We start from the raw sequence: 24,073 nt of genomic DNA, 5'->3' as shown, positions 1-24,073 counted from the left end.
CTATGAATTGGCTCGCGAAGGCGTTCAATCTCCCCAAGCTGCTTGGCATGCGCCACGCCGGCCAGCCGATCGATTTCGGACGCCTGCTCAAGCGCACGCGGTTCGACTATCGCAAGGAAATCGGCGACGGGCTCGACAGCTCGGTTGTCACTGCCCCGATCCAGTGGATACAGCGCGCCGTCCCCGAGGCGCGGCTGACGGTTCAGCGGCGCAAGCGCGACGGCTCGGTGGACGAAGTGGCCGATCACAAGATGCTGGCGCTGATCGCCCGGCCCAACAAATACTATGGCGACATCGCGCTGTGGTCGGGCACGCTGTTTTCGTATCTGTTCGACGGTAACGGCTATTGGCTCAAAATGCGCAATGGCTTGGGGCGGCCGGCCGAGCTCTGGTATGTGCCGCACTGGACGATGGAGCCGAGATGGCCCGAGGACGGGTCGGAGTTCATTTCGCACTACCGATATACGCCGGGCAACGGCATGCAGTACGATGTGGCTTTCGAGGACGTGGTGCATTTCCGACACGGCATCGATCCGCGCAATCCCCGCAAGGGCATTTCTCCGATCGGCGGCGCGCTGCGCGAGATCTTCATGGATCTCGAAAGTTCCAATTTCGTCGCTTCGCTGCTGCGCAACATGGGCGTGCCAGGCGTGGTGATTTCACCCAAGGGCGGTGTCATGCCAACGCCCGAGGACGTGGCGGCCACCAAGGCGTGGTTCGGCCAGGCGTTCGGCGGGGATCGAAGGGGCAGCGCCATGGTGATGGGCGCCCCAACCGAGGTGAGCCAGTTCGGGTTCAATCCCCAGCAGATGAACATGAGCGAGGCGCGCGACATCGCCGAAGAACGCATCTGCGCCGAGCTGGGCATCCCCGCCGCTGTCGTGGGGTTCGGGTCAGGCCTGCAGCAAACCAAGGTCGGGGCAACCATGGCCGAATTGATCAAGCTCGCCTGGCAAAACGGCGTGCTGCCCGTTCTGCGCGTGATGGCCGATGAGCTCGACCGCTCGCTGCTGCCCGATTTCGGGACGACTGACGGGCTGACCACAAAGTACGATACGAGCGAAGTCTCGGCGCTGCAGGACGATCTGGACAAGCTGACCACGCGCATGAACACGGCGATAGCCGGTGGTTGGGCCGAGGTGGCAGACGGGCGCGAGGCTCTGGGGCTCGATGTCGACGACAGCCATCGCATCTATTTGCGCAACGCAATGATGATGGAAGTGCCGGCGGGTGCCCCCGCGCGGGTTATCGACATCACCCCCGAGGCTGCGAAGGCGCTGGAGAACAAGGCGCGGGCGACGCCGCGGGCGCGGCGGCGCGTCATGGTGTTCATTCGCGCCCTGGACGCGCAGGTCGAGCCGCTTTCAAAATCCATGGAAAGGCGTTTGAAGGGCTTTTTCGCGGCCCTGGCCAAGGATGCTGCCAAGATCGCCAAGCCGATACTGGATGCCGAAGCGCCCGAACCCAAGGATGGCCCGGCTGGCGAGACGAAATCGGACACGCTGCTCGTCGAGCGCATTCTTGACGGACTGGGGATCGCGGCACACCGCACGACGTTCCAGAAGGTCTATGAGGCCCATTATGTGGACGTGGCGCGCAAGGTATCCGAGGCGGCCGGACTGACCGGGATCGATGCGAGCCTGCCCGATCCGGTGGCGCGGGCCGTGGCCGGTGCCGGCGGCCGGCGGGCCGGTTTGATCGATCTGGGCGACCAGACGCGCGAGGCTCTGTTCGATGCCATCGCCGTGTCGCGCTCGGAGGGCGAAGGTATCGCCCAGATGGTGAGCCGCATCGCCGCCCAGGTGGAAAGCGGCCCCTGGGCAAGCCCGGAGAGCCGGGCGCGCACCATCGCGCGAACCGAAACCAAGTACGCCCAGAACGTCTCGACGCTGGCGCGGGCCAAAGCGGCCAATGTCGTGCAGTTCGTGGTGTTTGACGGCCGGCTGGGGCCGGGCCGGTCGGATGCCGATTGCATCGCGCGGGACGGCACAATCGTCTCGGCCGAAGAAGCCGAGGCGATGGCGGCCGACGAACACCCCAACGGGACTTTGAGCTTTGCACCCTATTTTGGCGAGGATTGAGCCATGACGACTGAAACGAAAACGCTGACCGTCAAGGAAATGGACGACAAGGGGCACGGCCTGGCCAAGATCGCCACCCTGTCGGCCGTCGATCATGACGGCGATACCTACGAGCCCGGTGCATTCTCCTGGAAGAGCGGCGGCGAGCAGTGGGCGCAAATCCTGCCGGCCCACAATCGCTCCGCCATGCCGCTGGGCAAGGCGCGGGTCTATGAGGATGGCGATGCCGCCTTTGCCGAGCTGCACCTCAACCTCGGATCGGAGGCCGGCAAGGAATGGCATTCGGCCCTCAAGTTCGACCTGGAGAAAGGCGTGGCCATCCAGGAATGGTCCTACGGCTTCGAAACGATCGACCACAGCAAGGAGATGCGGGAAGGCCAGGAAATCCGTGTGCTCAAGCGGCTCGATGTCCATGAGGTCTCGACCGTGGTGCGCGGCGCCGGGGTGGGCACGGGCACTCTGTCGCTCAAGAACCGGGGCGGGTTCGCCGAGCGGATCGACCAGGTGATCGACGAGATCGACGACATCATCGAGCGGGCCGGCTCGATCAAGGGCCTGCGCGAAGCCGAAGGGCGTCCGATGAGCGCGGCGCGCATCGAACAGCTTGCCCGCCTCAAGGCCAAGATGGATGCACTTCTGTCCGGCGATGATGCCGACGCCGATGTCGCGAAGTCGATCGCCCAGGCCGAGGCGGCGGCAGCGGCCTTTTTCACACGCGACGCGCGCCGCCGTTTCGGCCGCTAGACCTGTCGAGACCGACGAGCCGAAAAAATGGCCCACAGAGCGCTGTGGGCCGTTTCTGCGCTGTCCTTGCCCGCAAAATCTCCCACACCCCGCCCAAAGCCGTTCAATACCCGTTTAATGGCGCGATCGTTTCCGAACCGAGGCCGCGTTTTGCGGCGGTCTGGATTTCCATGGCGATTTCGGTCATAGCTTGGCCGTCTCCCCAAAGATTTCACGAACGTCCGCGCAGCTGCGCGGATATATCAAATCACCCCCCTCCCATAGCGTCATCGATCAAGAGCCCGGCGCCGACGCCGGGTCCTGTTCGATGCGGCCAACAGCGCGGACGCCGACGGCCAGATGCCAAACGCTTTAGGAGAGATGGGCTATGTCCACCCTGACCCAAGTCCGCGAGAAGCTCGCGGCGAAACAGGATGCCCTCGGCAAGGTCTTTGAAGAGGCCAAGACCGATGATGGCACCTATGATTTCCAGAAGGTGTCGAAAGACACGATCAAATCCAATCTGGGCGACGATCTGAAAACCACGATCGACATCGTCAAGCGCGTCAACGAGAAGAACGCCGAGCTCGACGAACTGGGCAAGGAAGCCGAGGCGCTCGAAGCGGCCGAAAAGGCGGCGGGCAGCCATGCCGACCGCGAGAAGGTTAAGAGCCGCCTGCCCATGCCTGGCGAAAAGGGCGGAGATCGTGAGCGCCCGCGCGTCAAGTCGCTCGGCGAGTTGCTGGCCGAGGAAAAGGCCTATGAGGACTGGATCAAGCGCGGCACGCCGGGCGGGATCGATTTCTCGTATGACATGCTGCCGTCCGAAGCGCTGGCCAAGGGCATGCAGATCGAAACGATCCTGACCAAGGCGCTGATGTCGACGGGTGCGGGTTTCGCGCCCGAAAGCGTCCGCATGCCCGGCTTTGTCGAAGCCGCCACGCGGCCGCTGCAGCTCATCGACATCATCCCGATGTCACCGATCGGCCAGGCCGCCGTCAAATACATGGAAGAAACCACCCGCACCCATGGCGCGGCGGAGAAAGCCGAAGGCGCGGCCTATGGTGAAAGCGAGTTTGCGTTCACCGAGCGCTCCTCGGACGTGCGCAAGATCACCGACAGCCTGCCGGTGACCGATGAGCAGCTCGAAGATGTCCTGATGATGCAGGGCTACATCAACGGGCGTCTGACCTTCGGACTGCGCCAGCGGCTCGACACCCAGGCCTATGTGGGCAATGGCACCGCGCCCAATCTGCGCGGCATCGTCAACGTCTCGGGTATTCAGACCCAGGCCAAGGGCGCCGATCCGGTGCCGGACGCCTTTTTCAAGGCGATGACCAAAATCCGCACGGTCGGCCGCGCCATCCCCACGCACCACGTCATGCACCCCACCGACTGGCAGGGCGTGCGGCTGCTGCGCACCACGGACGGCGTTTACATCTGGGGTTCGCCCAGCGAGGCCGGGCCGGAGCGCATGTGGGGCCTACCTGTCGTCCAGAACGAAGCCCGCGCCGCCGGCTCGGGCATGGTGGGCTCGTTCCAGCCGGCCTGGATCAGTGCGTTCGAACGCAAGGGCGTCGATATCCAGGTGGGTTATGTCGGCACCCAGTTCGCCGAAGGCAAGCGCACGGTGCGCGGCGACATGCGCGTGGCGCTTGTCATCTTCCGCCCCGCCGCGTTCTGCGACGTTACGGGCCTCTGATTGGTCCCGGACAGCCCGTAGCGCCCGCCCTGGTCAACGGCCAGGGCGGGTCACCAAAAGACCAAGGAAACGCCAATGCCAACCATATCAGGATTTGAGACCCCGATCGGGTGCGCGATGATCCCAGGCGGAGCCGCCGGGGAGCACGTTGTGCCTGGCGCGCTATCCCCAGGCGACACGTTGCTGTCGGTCGAGCACATCACGCCCGGCACGCCGCCGACCCGCGTCGACCGCACGGCGGAATTTTCCATTCACGCCACCAAGGGCGGCGTTATCGAAAACGATCCCGAAGAGGGCACCGACACCACGGGCGACTTTCTGCACGTGCTCTGGTCGCGCCATGAGGGCGATCCCGAGGAAGAGTGAGACGAAAAATGATGAAGGCCGCAGAACGCATCTATCTCAATGCCGACAAGTCACGCGCCGTCCCCGAAGGGCACAAGGATGCCGCCTTTCTCTATGCCGCCATCGGAGACGAAATCCCCGACAGCGCCGCCGAGAAATACCGCCTCACGGACGGACGCGCCAAACCCGAAGGCAAGCCGGCGCAAAAGCCGGAAAAACCGAGAACGCCCAAGTCCAATCCGAACGGGACGCAAAAGCCCCAGACCGGCGCGACCCCCAAGGACGAAGCCCATGAGCTGACAAAGGTCAAGGGCATCGGGGCGGGAACGGCAAAGGCTCTTGCCGCTGCCGGGGTCGACACCATCGCCGCGCTGGCCGGGGTCGACCCGGCCAGTCCGCCGGCGCTCGAAGGTTGGCGCGGAATTGCCAATTGGCAGGATTGGGTGGCCGAGGCGAAGGCGCTGGGCGCACCGAACACAGACCAGGAATAAACCCCGAGAGCAGTGCATGGCGGGGCGGCGATGGGGCCGCCCCGCACGAGGCCTCAAGAGGATGAAATGGCCCTTATCGATCGTGTGAAGGAACGCACGGGAAGCGATCTTTCCGATACCGAGCTGCAGGCGATGATCGACGGGCTCATGGCCGAGATCGATGCGCGGTTCGGCGCGGCCGAGGAAACGACGATCGAGCTGGCCGACCTGGACGAACAGGGGCGCTGGCGCAAGGTGCTCAATGTGGCTCGCGCGATCGATCCCGACCAGCCGGTCAGCGTGACCGAAATCGATCCGGGCAATTCCGGCCAGGCGGCGGCCGAGGTCGAACTGGACGCTACCGATTACCGGATCGTTCATGGCGGCCGCACGCTGCAGCGGCTGACCGGCGGACCGAACGGGCGCACCTATTGGGCGCCGCTGGTGCGATTGACCTATACGCCGCGTGCCAACCAGGCGGCGCGGGACGAGGCGGTCATCAAGCTGATGGCGCTCGATCTGTCCTATCGCGGCGGGCTCAAATCGGAACGGGCCGGCGATTACCAGTTCACGCTGAGCGGAGACATTGCCGCCGAGCGCGAGAAGATTTTCGAGAGCCTGGCCGGGCGGCCTGGCTTTGTCATGGCTTAGGAGGAACGATGAAATCTCGAATAGGATATTTTCCGGCCGGACTGACCGCCATGCTGGGGCTGGCGATGGGACCGGCCCTCGTCGCGGCCAACACGGGCGCGGGAGCCGAGGTGCGGACCGTAGCGGTTCAAACGACCAATGTTCACACCGAACAGGCACAACCAGCCAAGCAGTTGCCGGCCGCTGAGCGCAGACGCCAGGCCGACGCAGCGATGCGGCGGCTGCGCGGCGTTTCTCGCGCCATCAAAAACCGCGCACCTGGCGAACGGGCGCATCGCCGCTGGCGCAAACGCCGCGCCGCCGGTCGGGCATAGGAGGCATCAATGATCGATATGAAAGCCTTTCACGCGCAATCGGGCACCCGGGGCAGGATCGACGGCCAGGCGGGCGACGCCGACGGTCGGCTCAAGGTCCGGATCAAGGATCGCCGGTTCTTTGCCGACGAAATCGTCTGCGAGCCGTCATGATTTCGGGGCGGTTGACCATGCGGGCGGTTGTCGAGCGCAATATCGAGGCGGCGACCGATCCCTATGGGCATCCGCTGCCGCCCGATTTTCAGCCGCACGGGACGTTCCGGTGTTTTGCCTGGTCGAACCAGAGCCGCGAACTGGTCGAGAGTGAAAAGACGGCGATGGTCGAAGACATGCGGGCCATGTTCGCCCTGGGCACAGACATCACCGAGAACGACGAGATCACGGCGATCACCGATCGGGCCGGCACTGTCATCATCCCTGGCCGGCTGCGCGTCGAAGGCAAGCCCCAGCGCAAGCACACGCATCTGGAAGTGGCGCTCAAGAGGATCGCGTGACACCAGAGCTCACCCGCTTGCTGATCATCATTCTGCTCGTTGCGATGCTCACCTGGAGCCTCGGTGCGATTGTCATGATGATGGTTTGGGGGCCCATTCGCCGCGTTCCGCCGCCGCCATTCCACTGCTCACGGGGCCATGACGATGGCTAAGTCAAAATCGCTCAAGTGGTATGGGCCGGCCGTCAAGACCAAGATGCGTGCCGCCCAGGAGGAAGGCGTCAACAAGACGATGTCGGCCTGTGTGATCAATGCCAAGCGCAATCATACCTGGCAGAACCAGACGGGCGTTTTGGAGGGCGGTATCGATATCGCCGATTATGCCCACCAGGACGGCGGCGGCACCAAGGGCACCTGGGGCGTGCGCGACGTGGTCTATGCCCGTATCCATGAGGACGGCGGTACGATCAAGCCGCGCAATGCCGACAAGCTGGCCATCCCGCAACCGGATGGCGGCGTTGTGTTCGTCGACGAGGTGACGATCCCGGCGCGGCCGTATTTGCGGCCGGCGGCCGACACCGAATATCCCAAGCTCGCGGGCCGGATCAAAAAGGCCTATGAGCGCTAGTCACCAGCGCGGCGTATTGGGGGTGCCCAGGGTAATCTGATTGGGCCGCTGGCCGCACTCATTGCAGACGAAGCGCCCAAGGAATTTCTCCCGGTTGGCCACGATCTCGAAGTCGGGGCCGAAAATCTCGATCAGCCTGGGGAGCGAAAGGGCGCGCGAGCGGCCGCACCGGCAATGCAGCGTGAGGCTGTGGCCGGTGTCGAGATGGTCCTGCAGTGTCGAGACCGAAAAGTATCCATCGCGTCGGGGCATGGCGCCAATCTGGTGATTGCGCGCCAGCTTGACAAGCGTTCGCCCTGCCGCAAGAGTGCCCTCGCTCCCCAACATTGCCGACCCCTGCGCGCCTGCGCTGATATACCGCCTGCGCGCGCAACCCTAGTCTCGCTCCATTGCCCGGATGGTCCGGGCGCCAGGTGTTGAGGGCCGGGTGTGGGCGACATCGTTCAAGCCATTATCGAAATCCTGAAGGCGGATGCCACCGTGGCGTCGTTGGCCGGTGATCGCGTGTTCGGTGACGGCCTGCCGGCCGCCGAGACCGCGCACATGCCGCGCGCGGCGATCGTTGTGCGGGCCTCGGGCGGCATCTCGGTCGCGGCCGGCACCAATTCCCGCCACGACACCCAGCGGGTCGATGTCCTTTATTACGGCAAGACGCGCTTTCTCGCGTCCGAGCTGCAACGCATTGGGCGCAATGGACTGGGCGACGTGCGGCGCAAGATCGTGTCGGGGTGTCTCATTCACTGGATCGAGGCGGCGGGCGGTCTGTCGACCGGGCTCGACCCCGAGGGCAAGTGGCCCATCTCTTTTCAATCCTACCAGGCCTTTTTCGCGGAGCACGCCTAATGTCGGAACCTTTCGAAATCATCGCCGCGCCGTTCACGCTCTATTTCGCCGCGCTCGGCACCGCCTTTCCCGCCATCGACGCCGAGCCGGGAGTGGATTGGACCATGATCGGCACGTCTGGGGACAAGGATTATGACCCCGAAGGCGTTCTGATCAATCACAGCCAGGCCATCAACACGCCGCGCGGGTTGGGTTCGACCGGTCCGATCAAGGCGTTTCGCACCGACGAGGACATGATCATTTCGGCCACAGTGTGGGATGTGACGCTGGAAAACTACCGGCTGGCGATCAACTCCAATGCGATCACCACGACGGCCGCCGGCGTCGGCACGGCCGGCCAGAAGTCGCTGGGACTGCATCGCGGCCGGCGGGTGCAGCAATTGGCGCTCCTGGCGCGCGGGATGGAGTCTCCCTATGGCGCCGATATGCGCATGCAGTACGAGGTGCCACGCTGTTTCATGTCGGGCAATCCGCAGCCGCAGTACCGCAAGGGCGAGCCGGCCGGGCTGGCCTTCGAATTCACGGCGCTCGAAGACCTCAATGCGGTGAGCGAGGACGAACAGTTCGGGCGCCTGGTCATCCAGCACCAGGCGGCGCTGGAGGAATAGCGGTGCAGGCCGAGCAGCTGATCGCCGAAGCGCGGAAGGCCGAAGCCGAAGCCAGGCACCACAAGCGCGCCGAGCGCCAGCACCGTCTTGCCGCGCAGGCCGCGCGGCGGCGCCAGGCCGAGATCGAAGCCCAGTGCCAGGCACGCGGCATTTCCATCATTCATTCCCCCAAAGCCGCCGTCGCGCCCGATAGGCGCTACCCCGGCACCCCCGCCCAATCCACCAATCCGGCGCAGGAGAATATCCATGGCCATAACCGCCCCACTGCTCGACCTTCAAACGCTCATTGAACGCCCGATCATCAAGGTCGATGGCAACGCCTATGAGCTTTATTCGCCCGACGAGCTGACCATCATCCAGAGCCAGTGGTTCACCAGGGCCGGTCAGCAGATCGAAGCGCTGGGCAAGGGCGACGATGAACAGGCGTTGCTCGACAAGCTGACCGAGGTGGCGCGCAGAGCGCTGGTGGCCATGCCCGAAGAGGTGTTCGCCAAACTGACCGACCGGCACAAGACGGCGATCGTCCAGGTTTTTACCTCGCTCCTGCTGGGCGACAGGGCGAAGGCGGCAGGAGCGGTGATGGACCAGATCGTCAAGGCATTCCCACTGACTGGGGACAAGTCGTCCCGAGGCTCTGCCGCTTCTACGGCGGCACGCCGAGCTACTGGCTCGGGGAAGCGCAAGGGGCGGTCGTGAGGGCGCATATGGCCATGCTTCCGCGATTGCAGGCCCAGGAGCAGCTTCTGGCGATCAACGCGGCCGCGCTCGGTTCGGGCGGGGTGAAAAAGGCCGAGGCACGGCCGGCTCTGTTGCGCCTGGAGCGCCTGGCCAATGGCGGCAAGCTCAATGTGCAGCAGGCGACCCCCGCCACCCTTCGCGCCATGGGGATCAAGGTCATTGAGGTAAAAACGCAGGTGGCGCATGGCTGAGCGGCTGGGCGAAGCGCTTCTCGACCTGCGCACCGACGACAAGGGTTTCGGCAAGGGGGTCGACCAGGCCGAAACACGGGCACAAAGGCTCGGGCGGTCGCTCGACAATGTCGGCAAGATGGCGATCCGCCTGGGCGCCAGTCTTGCGATCGGCGCCGCCGCCGGCGCAGCGGCGCTGGGCGTGCTCATCAAGCGTTCGATCGACCAGGCCGACGCCATGAGCAAGGCCGCGCAGCGGGCCGGCGTAACAACCGAGGCGCTGTCACGTCTGGCCTGGGCGGGCGAACTGTCCGATGTGAGTCTTGGCAGCCTGGGCAGTAGCCTGGGCCGTCTCAGCTACACTATGGGCCAGGTCCAAAGCGGCGCGGACAGAACCGGAGCCGCCGTGTTCGACGCGCTGGGCGTCACGATCAGCGATGCCGAGGGGCGTCTGCGCTCGGCCGACCAGGTTATGCTCGATCTGGCCGACCGGTTCGCGCAGATGGAAGACGGTGCGGACAAGACGGCGCTGGCCATTCGGCTGTTCGGGCGCTCGGGCACAGAGCTTATCCCGCTGCTCAACAATGGCCGAGCCGGGCTGTCGGATATGGCAGACGAGGCCGATCGGCTGGGCAAAACGATTTCCACCGACACAGGTCGCGCCGCCGAGCAGTTCAACGACACCATGACGCGCATTGGCAGCATCATTGATGGCGTGGGGCTCAAAATCGCGGAGGGTGCGCTCCCGAGCCTCAACACGCTGGCCGAGAAATTGGCCGATCCGGCTTTTGCCGAGAATGCCCAGACCATGGCGAACTGGATCATCGGGGCGATCAATGCGACGATCGAGGCATTCAACTTGGGCGTTGCGGCGGCCCAGGGATTTGCAGATGCCGTCGCATGGTTGAACAACACGTCGATGGGCGAGTTGCTCACGGGGGAATGGTCGGGAACGCCGGACCCCGAACAGGCCGTGGCTGATGCGATGGAGGCGCTGCGGCTGCAGCTTTCCGAGTCGCGCGCCGCCCAGCCGTTTTCGTCGATGCGCTTCATAGGCGACCCGCATCAGGATATGGCGACGCGAAGCCGGGACGCATTGGCCGAGGCTGGCTTCGGGGAGGAGTTTTTTGCCCCGTTCCAGGCCGGCGCCGCGGCGGCGGTCGAAGCGGCCAACGCTGTCGAATTTTCCTTCTCCGATCTGGGCGATGCGCTTTCGACCAGCACGTCGACGGCCGGGATCACCGAGGACGCCATGGCGAGCCTTGGGGACGAGCTCGACCTATTGGCAGAGGACGTGTTCGACCTGGGTGAGGAATTCGGGAACGCCTTTCACGGGCTGGGTCGTACGATCATGGACGCGATCCGCGACGGTGGCGACGTGGCCGGATCAGTGCTCGATGGGCTGATCGACAAAGCCTATGATTTCGGCGCGGCGTGGCTCGACAATGTGCTCAATTCCGGTTTCGACGCCCTGGGCACCTTGCTGTTCGGCGGCCAGACGGCGGGCGGCAATCCGATCACCGGGTTTTTCTCCAGCCTGTTCTCGGGCTTTCGGGCGACGGGCGGGCTGATCCCAAACGGTACGTTCGGCATTGTCGGCGAGGCCGGACCCGAACCGGTGATCGGCACGTCGCGCGGTGCGATGGTGCTGCCCAATTCCTCGCTCAACATGGCCGGCGCGGGTCGCACGCCCGAGTTCAAGTTCAGCCAGAACATTACCCCGCCACCGGGCTATGAGACACGGACGCGCGAGGAGGACACGCCGGGCGGCAAGCGGCAGGATGTGTGGTTCGAAGAAGCCGTGGCGGGCGCCATCGGCAAGCCCGGACGCGCGCAGCGGGCCGTGCGTTCGACCGGACGGGTGGTACGCCGATGAGCCTTCCCGTCTGGCCGACAGAGCTCGATTTCATCCTGCGCGAAGGCTGGCAACGCCAGCTGGGCGATGGGCGCAGGAGCCTGCCCGGCGAACAGGGCGTTTCGCGCACGCGGCGGTTCACGTCGAAAGCGTCCGATGTGGTGACGCTGGTGCTGATCCTGACCGACGACGAGGACGCGCGGCTTGACCGCTTTTATTACGAAGAGGTCGATCGCGGCGCCGGGCTCTTCCTGATCCCCGATTTTGCCAGGGACGGCCGCCCGATCCTTGGCCAGGACCTCGAACCGCTGACCGATGAAAGCGGCGCCCCGCTGCTGATCGCCGCGACGCTGGTGTGCAAATTCGGCAACGGGCTGCCGTCACGAACGGCCGTGGGCGCGGACTGGCGCGTCCAATTCAACCTGGAGGTTTTGCCATGAGCTGGCCGTTCAAGCGTGCTGGGCGGCCGAGTTGGGTCAGCCCGCTCATGATTTTTGGCGGGCGCGCTCCCGAACCGCAAAACCGGGTTCCACTTTTGCTGGGAGCACGCCGATGAGCCGGAAAATCTCCCTCAATGCGCGCCTGGCTCACGACGCCGCCGCGTCGAGCGAAGTGGAAGTCGTGCTGATCCAGTTCACCCATCCCGAGACCGAACAGATCGTGCGGCTTTCGACCGATCCGACCGAGCGGCTGAGCCTCGATCCGCTTTCCTATGGCACGCGGTCGGACTGGTTGGGAGCTGATCCCGGCGACGATGACGAGGCGTTCCTGTTCGTTCTCCTTTCGGTGATCCTTCCCGATGACGAGGAAATGGCGCCACCCGTGGCGCGGTTCGTACTCGAAGGGATCGACAACCGCCTGGTCGAAGTGCTGCGCTCGACCCAGAAGCGCGCGGACGTTTCCATGGCCGTGGTGCTGGCGTCGAGCCCGAGCGTTATCGAGATGGAGTGGCACCATTTCCGCATGGTGTCGGCCGAGGGCAATGGCGACGCGATCACGCTCTCGATCACCCGCGAGCCGATCACCGCCGAGCCGTGGCCGGCCGGGCGGATGACGCGCGAGCGGTTTCCGGGGCAGCACCCATGATGCACTGGAGCGCTTCCTATATCGGCCTGCCTTATGCCGACCTCGGGCGATCGCGCGATGGGCTCGATTGCTGGGGCCTGGTCTGGCTGGTCTACGCCGAGATGCTCGGCATCGACCTGCCCAGCTATGCGGACGGCTATGGGTCCACTGAAGAGCGCCGGGAAATCGCCGGGCTGATCGACGGCGCCAAGGGTGACTGGCGGAAGGTCGGGGACAAGGAGGACATTACCGCCGCTCGTGATTTCGACCTGATCACGGTTCGTCGCGGGACGCTGGAAAGTCACATCGGGATCGTCGTGGCACCTTGCCGGATGTTGCATGTGACATCAGATAAGCCGGCCTGCATCGAAGCCTATTCGGGCGGGCCGTATGCCAACCGCGTGACGGGCATCTGGCGCCATCGGGAGATGGCGGAAAGGGCCGGGCATGAGTGAACTGATTTCCGTTTCCGGTATTGGCGGGCTTGGGCCGGAGCTGGGCCGGGTCGATATCTCGGTGCCCGAGGGGCTGACGATCGCCGAGATCGTCTCAACCGTTCTGCCGGGCGCAACCAGGGCAGCGCTGGAGCGGGCGCGGGTATGGCTGGTGTCCAACGCAGGAGAAACGCTGGTGTCGGCCCGTGCCCACTGGCACCGGATCAGGCCGCGCGCCGGCGTGCGGGTGATGATCCGCCTGGCGCCGGCCGGCGACGCGCTGCGCGATGTGCTGCTGATCGCGGTGAGCGTGGCGGCCGCTGCGATCGGGCAATTCTGGGCGGCGCCGATGATCGGGAGCTGGGCGACGGGTCTGGGCTTCGGCACACAGATCGCCGGGCTGATCGGCCAGGTGGGTGGCGCGCTGGTGACGGCGGGCTTGACGCTGGCCGGCGGCTACCTGGTCAACATGCTGATCCCGCCGGCGCAGCAATCGGGCCAGCAGAGCGAACGCCCGCTTTTTTCGATTTCGGGCTGGCGCAACCGGTCCAATCCCGACGGCGTGGTGCCCTCGCTGTTGGGTGAGCATCGGGTGGCGCCAGTCTATGCGGCGCCGAGCTATACCGAAGTTGTGGGCGATAACCACTATATCCGCTCGCTGTTCACCTTCGGCTATGGGCGGGTGTCGATCAGCGATCTCAAGATCGGCGAGACCCCGATCAGCCAGTTTTCCGACATCGACTATGAAATCCGCGAAGGGCTGGCGGGAGACGATCCGGTGTCGATCTACCCATCGCAGGTGATCGAGGAAAATCTTGGCGTCGAGTTGCGGCGCGATCGCATCCGCAACGCGGCCGGTGACATCACGGGGACCGGGCCGGAGACGCCGATCGTTCGCTATACGGCTAGCGATGCCGAAGAGGCGTGCGTGGTGCTGCAGTTCCCCTCCGGGCTGATCGCTTATGAAACCGAGGGCAACAATGCCGGCGACCCGAAATCGCGCACAGTTTCCATCCGTATCGAGCAGCGCCCGGCCAGCGGGGGGAGCTGGGCAACCGTGCGAACCATGGACATCAAGGCCAAAAAGCGCGAGGGGTTTTTCAGAGCGCATCGTTGGACCTTGCCCAGCCGGGGCCGCTGGCAAATCCGGGTCACCCGGGTAACGCATGAGCCGACCGTGGCCAGCGTCGCCGATCGTTCGGTCTGGGCGGTGCTCCAGAGCTTCCGGCCGGAATATCCGCTCAATTTCGACAAGCCGCTGTGCCTGGTCGCCATGCGGGTGCGGGCCACCTATCAGCTCAATTCGGTGCTCGATACATTCAACGCCATGGCGACGCGCCATATCCTGGACTGGGACCACGAAACGGAAAGCTGGGTGACCCGTCCCACGCGCAACCCGGCCGCGATGTTCCGCCATATCCTGCAGGGCCCCGAGGCCGCCTTTCCCGAGCCCGACAGCTCCATCGATCTTGAGGCGCTGCAAGAGTGGCACGATTACTGCCGTTCAAAGGGTCTTAAATACGATCGAAACAGGGATTTCGACGGGTCCCAATGGGACGCCCTGGCAGAAGTCGCGGCGGCCGGTCGCGCCGGACCGCGCTATGACGGCACCAAATGGAGCGTCATTGTCGATCGGCCGCGCGATCTCGTCGTTGCCCATGTCAACGATCGCAACGCTCGAGACTTCAGCTGGATGCGAAATTATGTCGAGCCGCCCCATGCCTTCCGCGTGCGGTTTCTGGACGAAGGCGCCGACTATCAGCAGCGCGAGCGCGTGGTGCGCTGGCCTGGCTATGTCGGCGACATCACGGTGACCGAAGATCTGCCGATGCCCGGCAAGACCGATCCCGACGAAATCTGGCGCGAGGCGCGGCGGCGGCAATATGAGGTGATCCATCGCCCCGATACCTTCTCTTGCGTCCAGGACGGCGCGGTGCGCACCGCCACGCGCGGCGACCTGGTCAAGGCGAGTTTCGAGACTTTGAGCCGGACGCTCATCAGCCTGCGGGTATCCGAGGCCCGTGAGCGCGTGCTCACGCTCGACGGCTATGTCGAAATGACCGCTCCAAACACCTACGCCGTGCGCTTCATGCGGCAGATCGGCGAAGGCGATAGCGCCACTTTTGAGAGCGTGCTGCGCTCTGTCGAGTTTTTCGAGGGCCTGACCGATACGATCATTCTGCCGGGAGACGGCCCGTTGCCGGAGGCTGGCGATTTGCTGCAGTTCGGGTTGGCGGGACAGGAGAGCATCGATCTCATCTTGGCGGGTACGCAATCGGGCGACCAGATGACATCGGTGCTGGCGATGCTCGCGGCGGCGCCGATCATCGACGATCTGACCGATGCCGAGGTGCCGCCGGCCTGGGATGGGCGGGCAGGAAGTGACGCCGGCGCTGTGATCGCCGTGCCGGCAGTGCCGGAGATCGTGGGCATCGAAACGCTGTACGTCGACGACATTGCCTCGGGGCTTTCGGTGCTGATCGAACCGGGCGGCAGCGTCGTTGCCGTCGCCACCTACACGCTCCAGCACCGCCTGAGCGGTTCGGGCGTCTGGACGATCGTTGCCGGCATCCCTGGGGGCGATGGCGGCGTAGACCTCTTGGGCTACGCGGCAGGCGATATCGTCGAGCTGCAGGTGCTTGCCACAAGTCCTGACGGCTATTCGAGCGCCTATTCCGCTTCGGTGTTTGGGGAGGTGGCTTCACCCGAGCCGGCACCCGATCCCATCCCCAGCGCCACCGTGGTCGGCGGCATGGGGGCGGCGTTCATCAACTATTCGACGCCGGCCGGCCCGAACTTTGCCAGTGTGAAGATTTACCGCAACGTGGTCGACGATTTCGGCTCGTCGGCGCTGGTGGCGACTTTGAGCGGGGCGCCGCTGTCGAGCTATTCGCATGTGGACGGCGATGGCACCAAGGTCAGTCTAATCGCCAATGGCGGGTTTGCCAGCGATGCGGACTGGAGCGAGGGCGATGGCTGGGCGATCGCCGGTGGAGTCGCCACCAAGACGCCGGGCGTGGCGTCCCAGATCGAGCAGGCGCTGGCGTTGACGGAAGCCAGGTCCTACCGCTTCGCTTTCGATCTCCTGGACGTATCCGCCGGCGATGTGACGCCGGCGCTGGTCGGCGGGACCGATGTGGATGGGGCACCGATCGGCACGGACGGCCAGGTGCTCGGATCGCTGGTCGCCGGCAGTGCAAACACCGGTTTTGCCATCAAGGCGGATGCCGACTTCGAGGGCACTATCGACAACGTCATCGTCTATGAGCAGGGGCTCACCAGCCTCGCCCAGGGCAACACCTTCTATTGGATCACGGCCGCCAATGCCGAGGGACGCGAGAGCGCGCCCCTGGCCCTGGGCGACGTGACGATCATCTAGCTCACTGGAGAACAATCATGGCTGGGGTCAAGACCACAAACATTCTGGCGCTGGGGGCTGTCGACGAGGTTCTGGGCAACTCCAAGATCGACGGCATCGAGCGCACCGGGCGGGTGGCGATCGACGTGCTGCGCGCACAGATCGCGGCCGGCGAAGGCAACACGACGGCCAGCGTCATCAAGGCCACCTATCCCGACCTCGAAGCGGTCAAGGCCGACTATGAGCCGGGTGATGTCGGGCAAGTGATCCTGGACCCCGATATCGAGTTGCGGGGGTGGTATCGGCTTGAGGGTGGTGATTGGGATCGCAAGGGGCCGCTGCCGGCCGACAGATCGGAAGCGGAGGCTGATCGCGCCAAGGGCGAGGCTGACGCGGCCGAGCTGCGGCGGGGGTACGCTCAGGAATGGGCCAGCTCCGATGATCCGATCAGCGTTCCGGCTGGCGGCGATGGCGAGACGGATCAGTCATCGAAAACGTGGGCCGGGGTCTCGACAGCCGGCGCGGCGGTGACCGTCGCTGCGCGGGATGAGACCATCAGCGCCAGAAATGCCGCCGTTGTCGCGTCCGAAACGGCGAGCATCAACGACTGGGCAAACACCAAGGCCGATGCAGAGATTGCCCTGGCCGCCGAGGAATATGCGGAAGGCTGGGTGATTGGCATTTTTGCCGACGAAACCCGGCGCAACCAGGTGGCCTGGTATCGGGTCGAAAGCGGCGAGCTCAAATTCAAACGGCTGACCATCGCCGAGATATCCCCGGAAACCTTCGAGGCCGTCGGCGATAACAGCGCCAACGATACGCTGGCGTGGAACCGAACGCTGCGCGCGGCGGCGCTGGCAACGGCCCTGGGCCCGGTCAGGATCGTGGCGCGGGGACACTACCTTGTGGACCAACTCGAAATGCTGTCGCAGTACGAGGCGATCGGCGCGATGCCGATACAGCAGAACTCCATCGTGCTCGATTTCGCCGGCGCCAGCCTGCGGCATTCGGGCGTCGGGGATGGCATCCTGTCCGCCGAAGGCAATGCCCTGACGCGCTACAAGACCGAGTTGATCGGCGGCCAGTTCATCGCCCATGCCGATAGCAAGTGGCTCACGCGATCACGCGATCTCCGGTCGAGTTGTTGGAAACCCGAAGCCTATATTGGGCCGGCGGACGCCATCGGTCATCTCGCGCAAATCTGGCGCTCATGGTCGGAGAACATGACGTTCGGCGCTTTGGGCGACAATCTGGAACTGCGTCAAATCCGGCACGGCCTGATGATCGACGGCAGGGCCGAGGCATGGGCGCGGGAGCTGACCAATGACGGGTTTGCCACGAGCGGTTACGACTATAAGGGAGAACTGGCGGCCGATCCCGGCGCGGCTTCCGAAGGCGACTTCTATTTCAACACGTCCGCCGAAGAAGTCCGGCGCTACAATGGTTCCTCGTGGGCGGCGCTTCTGTCGATTTCCGGTGTCGTGTTGGGGATTTCGGGCAGGTCGTTCGCCCGCACTAAAATCTATGATCTCCTGCTCGCCTCTCCCTTCGATGACAGCGCCAACGGCCAGGCCATCTATGTGAACAACGGAGCGGTCTATGGGTCGCACATCAACGGCATCCGAGGCGTCTCAAACAACAACGACAACTCCCTGATCTATTGGGATGCTGCTTTCGCGCCCGGAACGATCATCGAGAACCTGGACGTGGAGAAGGCAAACATTCCCGAAAATCCTCGCGGGTATGCCTTCCGTGTGGGGCCGAACTTTCAGTCCAACTCCAACCCGCCCAAGATGCGCAATGTCTATTATTCGACGTTCCGCGGGTCGCCTGCGGACCCGAAAGCGGGCATCGTCATGGAAGGCGAATATTACAATAACGAGCTGAATGCCGTGGCCTATGCTCCGATGATCGTTTTCCGCGAAACGGAGTTCTGGGGGAACACCGAAGTCGAAGTTTCCCTGGCGTCCAACTCTCCCGACGCGGCGGGCGGGATCATGGCCAAAGCCCTGCTCAAGAAAGCAAATGGCTCGACCTCGATTGCGATCCGGGACCTGGTCAACAGGAAGGAGACCTATCGCAACTGGACCAAGGAAACGGTCGCGGGGGCGCCCGAGGCGCAAATGGTAGGGGTTCCGCTCATCCTTGATGAAGCGTTCCTGATCGACAGCATTACGGTCACCACGGACGCTGCAATCACGGCCGGCACGTTGACCTATCAGCTTCGCCGAGAAGCGACGTTCGGTGCTGGCGGTGCGGATCAGCCATTGGGCGGCACGATGACGGAGGGGCGGATCAAGACGACGGCCAATTCAGGGTTCTGGGTTCTGGCCAATCCTGCCACCCGCATTCTGTCGGCGGGCAATTCGCTTTATGGCTTTACCAGCGGGGACGGCTCGCTTCTTCCTAATCCGACTATCGCGCAGCTCTCCGCTGTTCTTACACGCAACCGGGCCGGTGGCCAGTGGGCCAACATTTCCGTGACCGAGATTGCCTTTGACGCGATGAGTGCGTCCTTCACGGTGGGCGATCGGTTGATTGGCGGCACGTCCGGCGCGATAGGTCGGATCATGGAAGTGGAAGAGGACGGGGCCACAGGCGTCGTGAGGGTTCACAAGATCAGCGGGGCCTATGCCGACAATGAGACCATCACAGACGGGGCGGGCGGGTCAGCAACGACTGACCTCCCCAGTGGGGAGGTCTCGTTTGGTGCGGTGGTGTTTGTCCCGATCGCCTCGGTCGGAACCGTCCGAAAGACGGCGCGGGTGTGGAAGGCTTAGGGCGGCTACGCTTTGTCGGTCGCGAGTTCCCTGGCGCCGCCATCGTCATCGGCAATCGGCCCGCGTCCACCCGAGACGAGCAGGAACATTCCGAAGGTGACAAGCGATCCAAACAGCGTGCCGCCGATAAAAAGCAAGATTTCCATATGAGCCTCCCAATAGCTGATAGGCCCTTTCTGGCGGTCATGTTGATATATGTCAAGAAAGTCACAAAAGGCAGCTGCCGCTACAACGGAGCGAACAGCCGGAAATTGCTGCGAATCGAAGTTGCGCGCGATGCCACGCGAATTTGCGCGCTACAGCACCCTCGGGGGCACCGTGGAGGGACCGTTGCCCGGCCAGATATCGGCGCAGCAATCTCACCGTGCCATAAATCTAACCGGGCTGCGTGACGCGGGGATAAGTCGTTCGATGTTTCGTGAAACCCTCCCCCCGTCCGGCGCGTTGGATGGCAAGGCTCTCGCCCGAATGCGCCCGCGTAAGATCGTCCCGCCGACGCGGACTTATGGGACAGATGCAAAAATATGGAGTTCGCCCATGATCCGCCCCCTGCCCGCTGTTCTTCTCGCCGCTTTGGCCGTTCCTGCCGTGGCGCAGGAGGCCGTTCTGGAGATGGGCCGCGAACGCTCCGAAGCGTTCCTTGCCGGCGATCTCGAACCGATCTGGGACGACATGACGCCGCAAATGCAAGAAGGCCTCGGCTCACTGGAAGACTTTTCGACCTTCCACCGGCAGATCGCCACCGAACTGGGAGAGGAAACCGCAATCCTCGACGAGGAAGCTGCCACCGAAGGCGAATTTGCCGTTTACACCCGCATTGGCGAGTGGTCGTCGATCGACACCCCCATCGTCATGCAATGGTCCTTTGACCCCGAGGGCATGATCGCGGGGTTTTTCATCCAGCCCCAGCCCGAAGCCGCTCCTTCGGCCTATCTCGATTACCAAACCGGATCCGATCTGCGCCTGCCCTTCGAGGGAGAGTGGTCCGTTTTCTGGGGCGGGCGCGACATCGCCGACAATTATCATGCGGCAAACCCCGCCCAGCGTTTCGCCTATGATTTCGTCGTCGAGGAAGAGGGCCGGTCCTATGCGGGCGATGCCGCCGCGCTTGAAAACTATCACTGCTGGGGCCGCGAAATCCTTGCCCCCGCCGATGGCCAGGTGATCGCCATGGTCAACGACCTCCCCGATCAACCCATCGGGGAAACCGATGCCGAAAACCCCGCCGGCAATCACGTGATCCTTGCCCTCGCCGAGGATGAATTCGCCTTCCTGGCCCACATGCAGCAAGGCTCGGTCACCGTGCAGCGTGGCCAGGAAATCGCCTCGGGCGATGTGCTCGGGTTGTGCGGCAATTCGGGCAACACGTCCGAACCGCATCTGCATTTCCATCTCCAGACCACGCCGGACCTCATGGATGGCGCGGGCCTGCCTGCCCAGTTCCAAAATTACGAGGCCGATGGCGAGCCCGTGGCGCGCGGCGAACCGGTGCGTGGACAGGTCGTCGCTCCGACCGTGCCCTGATGCCCGACACCCATCCGGGACATCGCTAAGGAACCCGATCGCGCTGCGCTGTGTTGTGCCTTGTGAGGCAATCACACCGGGAGAGCATCATGGACGACACGCATCGCGCGCGCCGCGGCTTCGGCTTTTGGTCAGCAATGGTCATCGGAGCCATAATCGCCATCTTCGGGGTGCCGATCTTTGCCGGGGGCATCTGGCTCGCGGCACTGGGCGGCTCATGGTATTACGTTCTGGCCGGTCTGGGCCTGCTGGTTACCGCCGTCTTCCTCTTCCGACGCTCCATGCTCGCCGTATGGGTCTATCTGGCAACCTTTGCCGGCACCGTCGCCTGGGCGCTTTGGGAAGCCGGGTTCGACGGCTGGGCCCAGGTGCCGCGCCTTGTGGCGCCGACGGTGGTTCTGGTGCTGGTCCTTGCCACCATTCCCGCGCTGCGCGGACGCCTGGCCCGCCCCGTAGGCGCAGCAACCGCGGCCATCGCGGGCGGGCTGGCCCTGGCCGGTTCGCTCACGGTTCTGACGCTGTCCCAGAACGACATCGCCGTGGCGCAGGATGCCCCTGCTCCGACCGGCATCGAAGCGCGTTCCCCGCTGGCAATGATGGAGGTCGGCGAGAACTGGCCTGCCTATGGCGGCACCTATTATGGCACCCGCTATTCGCCGCTCGACCAGATCACCCCCGACAATGTGGGCGAATTGACCCGGGTCTGGGAATACAATTCCGGCGACATGCCCGAGGGCGAGGGCGCCGAGGCTGCCAGCTATTCGCCTGAAAACACGCCGCTCAAGATCGGTGACGATCTCTATCATTGCACCCCCATGGGCATCATGATCGCCATCGATGCGGCAACCGGGCTCGAGGAATGGCGCTACGATCCGGACGTCTCCACCGACGCCATTCCCTATGGCGCCACCTGTCGCGGCGGCGCCTATTTCGAGGTGCCCGACGCCGAGCCCGACACAATGTGCGCCACGCGCATCCTGTGGGGCACGCTCGACGCAAGGCTGCTCGCCGTCGATGCGCGCACCGGCCAGCCCTGCCCCGATTTCGGGATGGCGGGCGAGGTCTATCTCGAGGAAGGGATCGGAGACACCGTTCCGGGCTGGTATTCGGTCACTTCACCGCCGACGATCGTGCGCGGCATCGCGGTGATGGGCGCCCAGGTCAATGACGGCCAGGCCGAGGACGCGCCCTCGGGCGTCGTGCGCGGCTATGATGCGGTGACGGGCGAACTCGCCTGGGCCTGGGATCTGGAAAATCCCGACAGCCGCACCGCGCCCGCCGAAGGGGAAACCTATTCGCGCGGCACGCCCAACATGTGGACCATCGCGGCGGCCGATGAGGAACTGGGGCTGGTCTATCTGCCCCTGGGCAATTCGGCCGTCGATTATTACGGCTCGAACCGCTCGGAACTGGAAAACGAATACGCCACCTCGATCGTCGCGGTCGATGTGACCACAGGCGATGACGTCTGGCACTTCCAGACCGTCTATAACGACGTCTGGGACTACGATCTTGGCTCCCAGCCCGCGCTTGTCGATTTTCCCAGTGGTGAGGACACCGTTCCCGCCATCATCGTCTCGTCCAAGCAAGGCGATATCTATATCCTCGACCGGGCGACCGGCGAGCCGCTGTTTGCGCCCGAAGAGCGCGAAGTGCCACAGGGCGGGGTCGAACCCGACTACCTTTCGCCCACTCAGCCCTTTTCGACCTATCACACGCTGGCGTTCGAGCCCCTCGAGGAACGCGACATGTGGGGCATGACCCCGCTCGACCAGCTCTGGTGCCGCATCCAGTTCCGCCAGGCCCATTACGAGGGCATGTACACCCCGCCCACCTCCGACCAGCGCTGGATCCAGTATCCGGGCTATAATGGCGGGCAGGATTGGGGATCGCTTGCCGTCGACGAGGAGCGCGGCATCATGATCGCCAATTACAACAACATGCCCAACCACAACCGCCTGATCCCGCGTGAAGAGGCCGATGAGATGGGCGCCCGCGCCATTTTCGAGCCCGAATGGGAGCGCGGCGCGGAAGGTCCGGGACCGCAGCTCGGTTCGCCCTACGCCATCGCGGTCAATGCCGGCTGGCGCCAGTGGACCGGCCTTTTGTGCAGCGAACCGCCCTATGGCGGTATCCGGGCCATCGATCTGGAGACGGGTGAGACCCTTTGGGACCAGCCCTTCGGCAGCGCCCGCAAGAACGGTCCCTGGGGCATTCCTTCGATGCTGCCCATCGATATCGGTACGCCCAACAATGGCGGCCCGGTCGTCACCGCCGGCGGTCTGATCTTTATCGCCGCCACCACCGACGATCTGATCCGGGCCATCGATATCGAAACCGGCGAAACCGTCTGGCAGGACACCCTGCCCGGCGGCGGGCAGACCACGCCCATCGTCTATGACGTCGCGGGCCGCCAATTCCTGGTCATCGCGCCGGGCGGCCATCACTTCATGGAAACGCCGGTGTCCGACGCCGTCATCGCCTGGGCCCTGCCCGAAACCGGCGAGGCCGTCGAGGGCGCCACGGGCAATTAGGATGACAAGGGCCAGCCCTCCCAGCTTGGTCATCCCGGGCCCGAGCCCGGGGTGACCATGGTGGGTCTGGCAAGGCCGGGCGGCGCGAATGTCGACCGAGCCTAACCCGCCAACAGCCGCGAGAACTCGTCCCGGCCCTTGGGGCCGAACGTCACCACCCGGCTTTTCCCGTCCCGTTTTGCCCAGCCCAGCGCCTCGAACCTGTCGAGCAACGCCCGCCCGAGGCTCCCCGCCAGATGCGAGCGCCGCTCGCTCCAGTCGAGGCACTGCTTGCAGACCGGCGCCCGCCTCGCGGTCAGCGCGTCCAGATCGATGCCGAAATCCTTGACGAACGCCGCTCCCGCCGCGCTCAATTCCACATCCTCGCCTTCGGTAACCAGCAGCCCGCGCCCCACCATTGCGTCGAACAGCCGCGTGCCCATCTCGCCGGCCAGATGGTTGTAGCAGACCCGCGCCTCGCGCAGCGCCGCGTCCTTGGGGCCGGGCCTTGTGCGCAGGTGCCCCGCGCTCGCGGCCAGCCCCATCAGCGCTTCGAGTGTCGCCGCCACCTCACCCGATGTCAGGGAGAAATATTTGTGCCGCCCCTGCTTGCGCGGGATCAGCAGCCCGCCCTGTTCGAGCTTGCCCAGATGCGAGCTTGCCGTTTGCAGCGTTATGCCCGCTTCATGGGCAAGTTCGCTCGCCGTCAAAGCCTTGCCGGCCATCAGCGCGGTCAACATGTTGGCCCGCACCGGGTCTCCGATCAGGCTGGCGATATAGGCGATGTCGGGTCCGTCTTTCATGGTTCGATCATAATCGAACCATCTGCGCCATGCAA

At 64.5% G+C, this 24,073-nt stretch carries 26 protein-coding genes; 23 read left to right on the top strand and 3 right to left on the bottom strand.

Annotated elements, in window-relative coordinates:
- Positions 1–2: 2 nt before the first annotated feature.
- From KKY_RS03445 to KKY_RS03405, 10 genes are all read left to right on the top strand, one after another.
- Positions 3–2,081, top strand: a complete 2,079-nt coding sequence (locus KKY_RS03445) for a phage portal protein (protein ID WP_014129911.1) — start codon at positions 3–5, stop codon at positions 2,079–2,081.
- 3 nt (positions 2,082–2,084) lie between these two features.
- Positions 2,085–2,825, top strand: a complete 741-nt coding sequence (locus KKY_RS03440) for an HK97 family phage prohead protease (RefSeq protein WP_014129910.1) — start codon at positions 2,085–2,087, stop codon at positions 2,823–2,825.
- A gap of 367 nt (positions 2,826–3,192) precedes the next feature.
- Entirely contained in the window at positions 3,193–4,506 is a 1,314-nt protein-coding gene (locus tag KKY_RS03435; RefSeq protein WP_014129909.1) for a phage major capsid protein, read from the top strand.
- Between the two features lie 75 nt (positions 4,507–4,581).
- Positions 4,582–4,872 carry a hypothetical protein gene (locus tag KKY_RS20240; RefSeq protein ID WP_139304958.1) on the top strand — a complete coding sequence of 97 codons (291 nt, stop codon included), beginning with the start codon at positions 4,582–4,584 and terminating at the stop codon, positions 4,870–4,872.
- An 8-nt stretch (positions 4,873–4,880) separates the two neighbouring features.
- The gene (locus KKY_RS03425; protein WP_014129907.1) at positions 4,881–5,342 is read left to right on the top strand and encodes a helix-hairpin-helix domain-containing protein; all 462 of its coding nucleotides are present in this window, start codon (positions 4,881–4,883) and stop codon (positions 5,340–5,342) included.
- 66 nt (positions 5,343–5,408) lie between these two features.
- Positions 5,409–5,972, top strand: coding sequence for a hypothetical protein (locus KKY_RS03420; RefSeq protein ID WP_014129906.1), 564 nt, complete (start codon positions 5,409–5,411; stop codon positions 5,970–5,972).
- A gap of 8 nt (positions 5,973–5,980) precedes the next feature.
- Positions 5,981–6,286: a hypothetical protein gene (locus KKY_RS03415; protein ID WP_014129905.1), complete on the top strand. Its 306-nt coding sequence runs from the start codon at positions 5,981–5,983 to the stop codon at positions 6,284–6,286.
- 9 nt (positions 6,287–6,295) lie between these two features.
- On the top strand, positions 6,296–6,439 hold the full coding sequence (locus KKY_RS20445; protein ID WP_014129904.1) for a hypothetical protein: 144 nt from the start codon (positions 6,296–6,298) through the stop codon (positions 6,437–6,439).
- Positions 6,436–6,780 (top strand): hypothetical protein, encoded by a 345-nt coding sequence (locus tag KKY_RS03410; protein WP_014129903.1) that lies wholly within the window; start codon positions 6,436–6,438, stop codon positions 6,778–6,780. Before KKY_RS20445 ends, KKY_RS03410 begins: the two co-directional genes overlap by 4 nt.
- A 144-nt stretch (positions 6,781–6,924) precedes the next feature.
- Positions 6,925–7,347: a hypothetical protein gene (locus KKY_RS03405; RefSeq protein WP_014129902.1), complete on the top strand. Its 423-nt coding sequence runs from the start codon at positions 6,925–6,927 to the stop codon at positions 7,345–7,347.
- On the opposite strand, the gene KKY_RS03400 is transcribed toward KKY_RS03405, so the two are convergent.
- Positions 7,348–7,674 carry a hypothetical protein gene (locus tag KKY_RS03400; protein WP_014129901.1) on the bottom strand — a complete coding sequence of 109 codons (327 nt, stop codon included), beginning with the start codon at positions 7,672–7,674 and terminating at the stop codon, positions 7,348–7,350. It abuts the gene before it with no gap.
- A 102-nt stretch (positions 7,675–7,776) separates the two neighbouring features.
- Between KKY_RS03400 and KKY_RS03395 the strand changes: the two genes are divergently transcribed.
- From KKY_RS03395 to KKY_RS03345, 11 genes are all read left to right on the top strand, one after another.
- Positions 7,777–8,190 carry a hypothetical protein gene (locus tag KKY_RS03395; RefSeq protein WP_014129900.1) on the top strand — a complete coding sequence of 138 codons (414 nt, stop codon included), beginning with the start codon at positions 7,777–7,779 and terminating at the stop codon, positions 8,188–8,190.
- Positions 8,190–8,798 (top strand): hypothetical protein, encoded by a 609-nt coding sequence (locus KKY_RS03390; protein WP_014129899.1) that lies wholly within the window; start codon positions 8,190–8,192, stop codon positions 8,796–8,798. Before KKY_RS03395 ends, KKY_RS03390 begins: the two co-directional genes overlap by 1 nt.
- Positions 8,799–8,800: 2 nt before the next feature.
- Positions 8,801–9,088: a hypothetical protein gene (locus tag KKY_RS03385; RefSeq protein ID WP_014129898.1), complete on the top strand. Its 288-nt coding sequence runs from the start codon at positions 8,801–8,803 to the stop codon at positions 9,086–9,088.
- The gene (locus KKY_RS03380) at positions 9,045–9,494 is read left to right on the top strand and encodes a hypothetical protein (protein ID WP_014129897.1); all 450 of its coding nucleotides are present in this window, start codon (positions 9,045–9,047) and stop codon (positions 9,492–9,494) included. The genes KKY_RS03385 and KKY_RS03380 overlap by 44 nt, the downstream gene beginning before the upstream one ends.
- 8 nt (positions 9,495–9,502) lie before the next feature.
- Positions 9,503–9,727, top strand: a complete 225-nt coding sequence (locus tag KKY_RS03375; RefSeq protein ID WP_014129896.1) for a hypothetical protein — start codon at positions 9,503–9,505, stop codon at positions 9,725–9,727.
- A complete protein-coding gene (locus tag KKY_RS03370; protein WP_014129895.1) occupies positions 9,720–11,582 on the top strand; it encodes a hypothetical protein in 1,863 nt (620 codons plus the stop codon). Before KKY_RS03375 ends, KKY_RS03370 begins: the two co-directional genes overlap by 8 nt.
- Positions 11,579–12,001 (top strand): hypothetical protein, encoded by a 423-nt coding sequence (locus tag KKY_RS03365; protein WP_014129894.1) that lies wholly within the window; start codon positions 11,579–11,581, stop codon positions 11,999–12,001. The genes KKY_RS03370 and KKY_RS03365 overlap by 4 nt, the downstream gene beginning before the upstream one ends.
- Before the next feature lie 112 nt (positions 12,002–12,113).
- The gene (locus KKY_RS03360; RefSeq protein WP_014129893.1) at positions 12,114–12,647 is read left to right on the top strand and encodes a hypothetical protein; all 534 of its coding nucleotides are present in this window, start codon (positions 12,114–12,116) and stop codon (positions 12,645–12,647) included.
- Positions 12,644–13,081, top strand: a complete 438-nt coding sequence (locus tag KKY_RS03355) for a C40 family peptidase (protein WP_014129892.1) — start codon at positions 12,644–12,646, stop codon at positions 13,079–13,081. Before KKY_RS03360 ends, KKY_RS03355 begins: the two co-directional genes overlap by 4 nt.
- Positions 13,074–16,439, top strand: coding sequence for a TipJ family phage tail tip protein (locus KKY_RS03350; protein WP_014129891.1), 3,366 nt, complete (start codon positions 13,074–13,076; stop codon positions 16,437–16,439). Before KKY_RS03355 ends, KKY_RS03350 begins: the two co-directional genes overlap by 8 nt.
- Before the next feature lie 17 nt (positions 16,440–16,456).
- Positions 16,457–19,198, top strand: a complete 2,742-nt coding sequence (locus KKY_RS03345) for a hypothetical protein (RefSeq protein ID WP_014129890.1) — start codon at positions 16,457–16,459, stop codon at positions 19,196–19,198.
- A 5-nt stretch (positions 19,199–19,203) separates the two neighbouring features.
- Here the strand turns inward: KKY_RS03345 and KKY_RS20440 are convergent, their stop codons facing one another.
- Positions 19,204–19,344: a hypothetical protein gene (locus KKY_RS20440; RefSeq protein ID WP_014129889.1), complete on the bottom strand. Its 141-nt coding sequence runs from the start codon at positions 19,342–19,344 to the stop codon at positions 19,204–19,206.
- Positions 19,345–19,735: 391 nt separating this feature from the next.
- Here KKY_RS20440 and KKY_RS03340 point away from each other — a divergent pair, with 391 nt between their 5' ends.
- Positions 19,736–20,722 (top strand): peptidoglycan DD-metalloendopeptidase family protein, encoded by a 987-nt coding sequence (locus tag KKY_RS03340; protein WP_014129888.1) that lies wholly within the window; start codon positions 19,736–19,738, stop codon positions 20,720–20,722.
- Between the two features lie 89 nt (positions 20,723–20,811).
- Positions 20,812–23,256 (top strand): membrane-bound PQQ-dependent dehydrogenase, glucose/quinate/shikimate family, encoded by a 2,445-nt coding sequence (locus KKY_RS03335; RefSeq protein ID WP_014129887.1) that lies wholly within the window; start codon positions 20,812–20,814, stop codon positions 23,254–23,256.
- A 101-nt stretch (positions 23,257–23,357) separates the two neighbouring features.
- Here the strand turns inward: KKY_RS03335 and KKY_RS03330 are convergent, their stop codons facing one another.
- Positions 23,358–24,038: an ArsR/SmtB family transcription factor gene (locus KKY_RS03330; protein ID WP_041529049.1), complete on the bottom strand. Its 681-nt coding sequence runs from the start codon at positions 24,036–24,038 to the stop codon at positions 23,358–23,360.
- Between the last annotated feature and the right edge of the window lie 35 nt (positions 24,039–24,073).

It is taken from the genome of Pelagibacterium halotolerans B2 (assembly GCF_000230555.1).
In the GTDB taxonomy this organism is placed as follows: domain Bacteria; phylum Pseudomonadota; class Alphaproteobacteria; order Rhizobiales; family Devosiaceae; genus Pelagibacterium; species Pelagibacterium halotolerans.
This window is presented reverse-complemented; position numbering and strand designations above follow the sequence as displayed.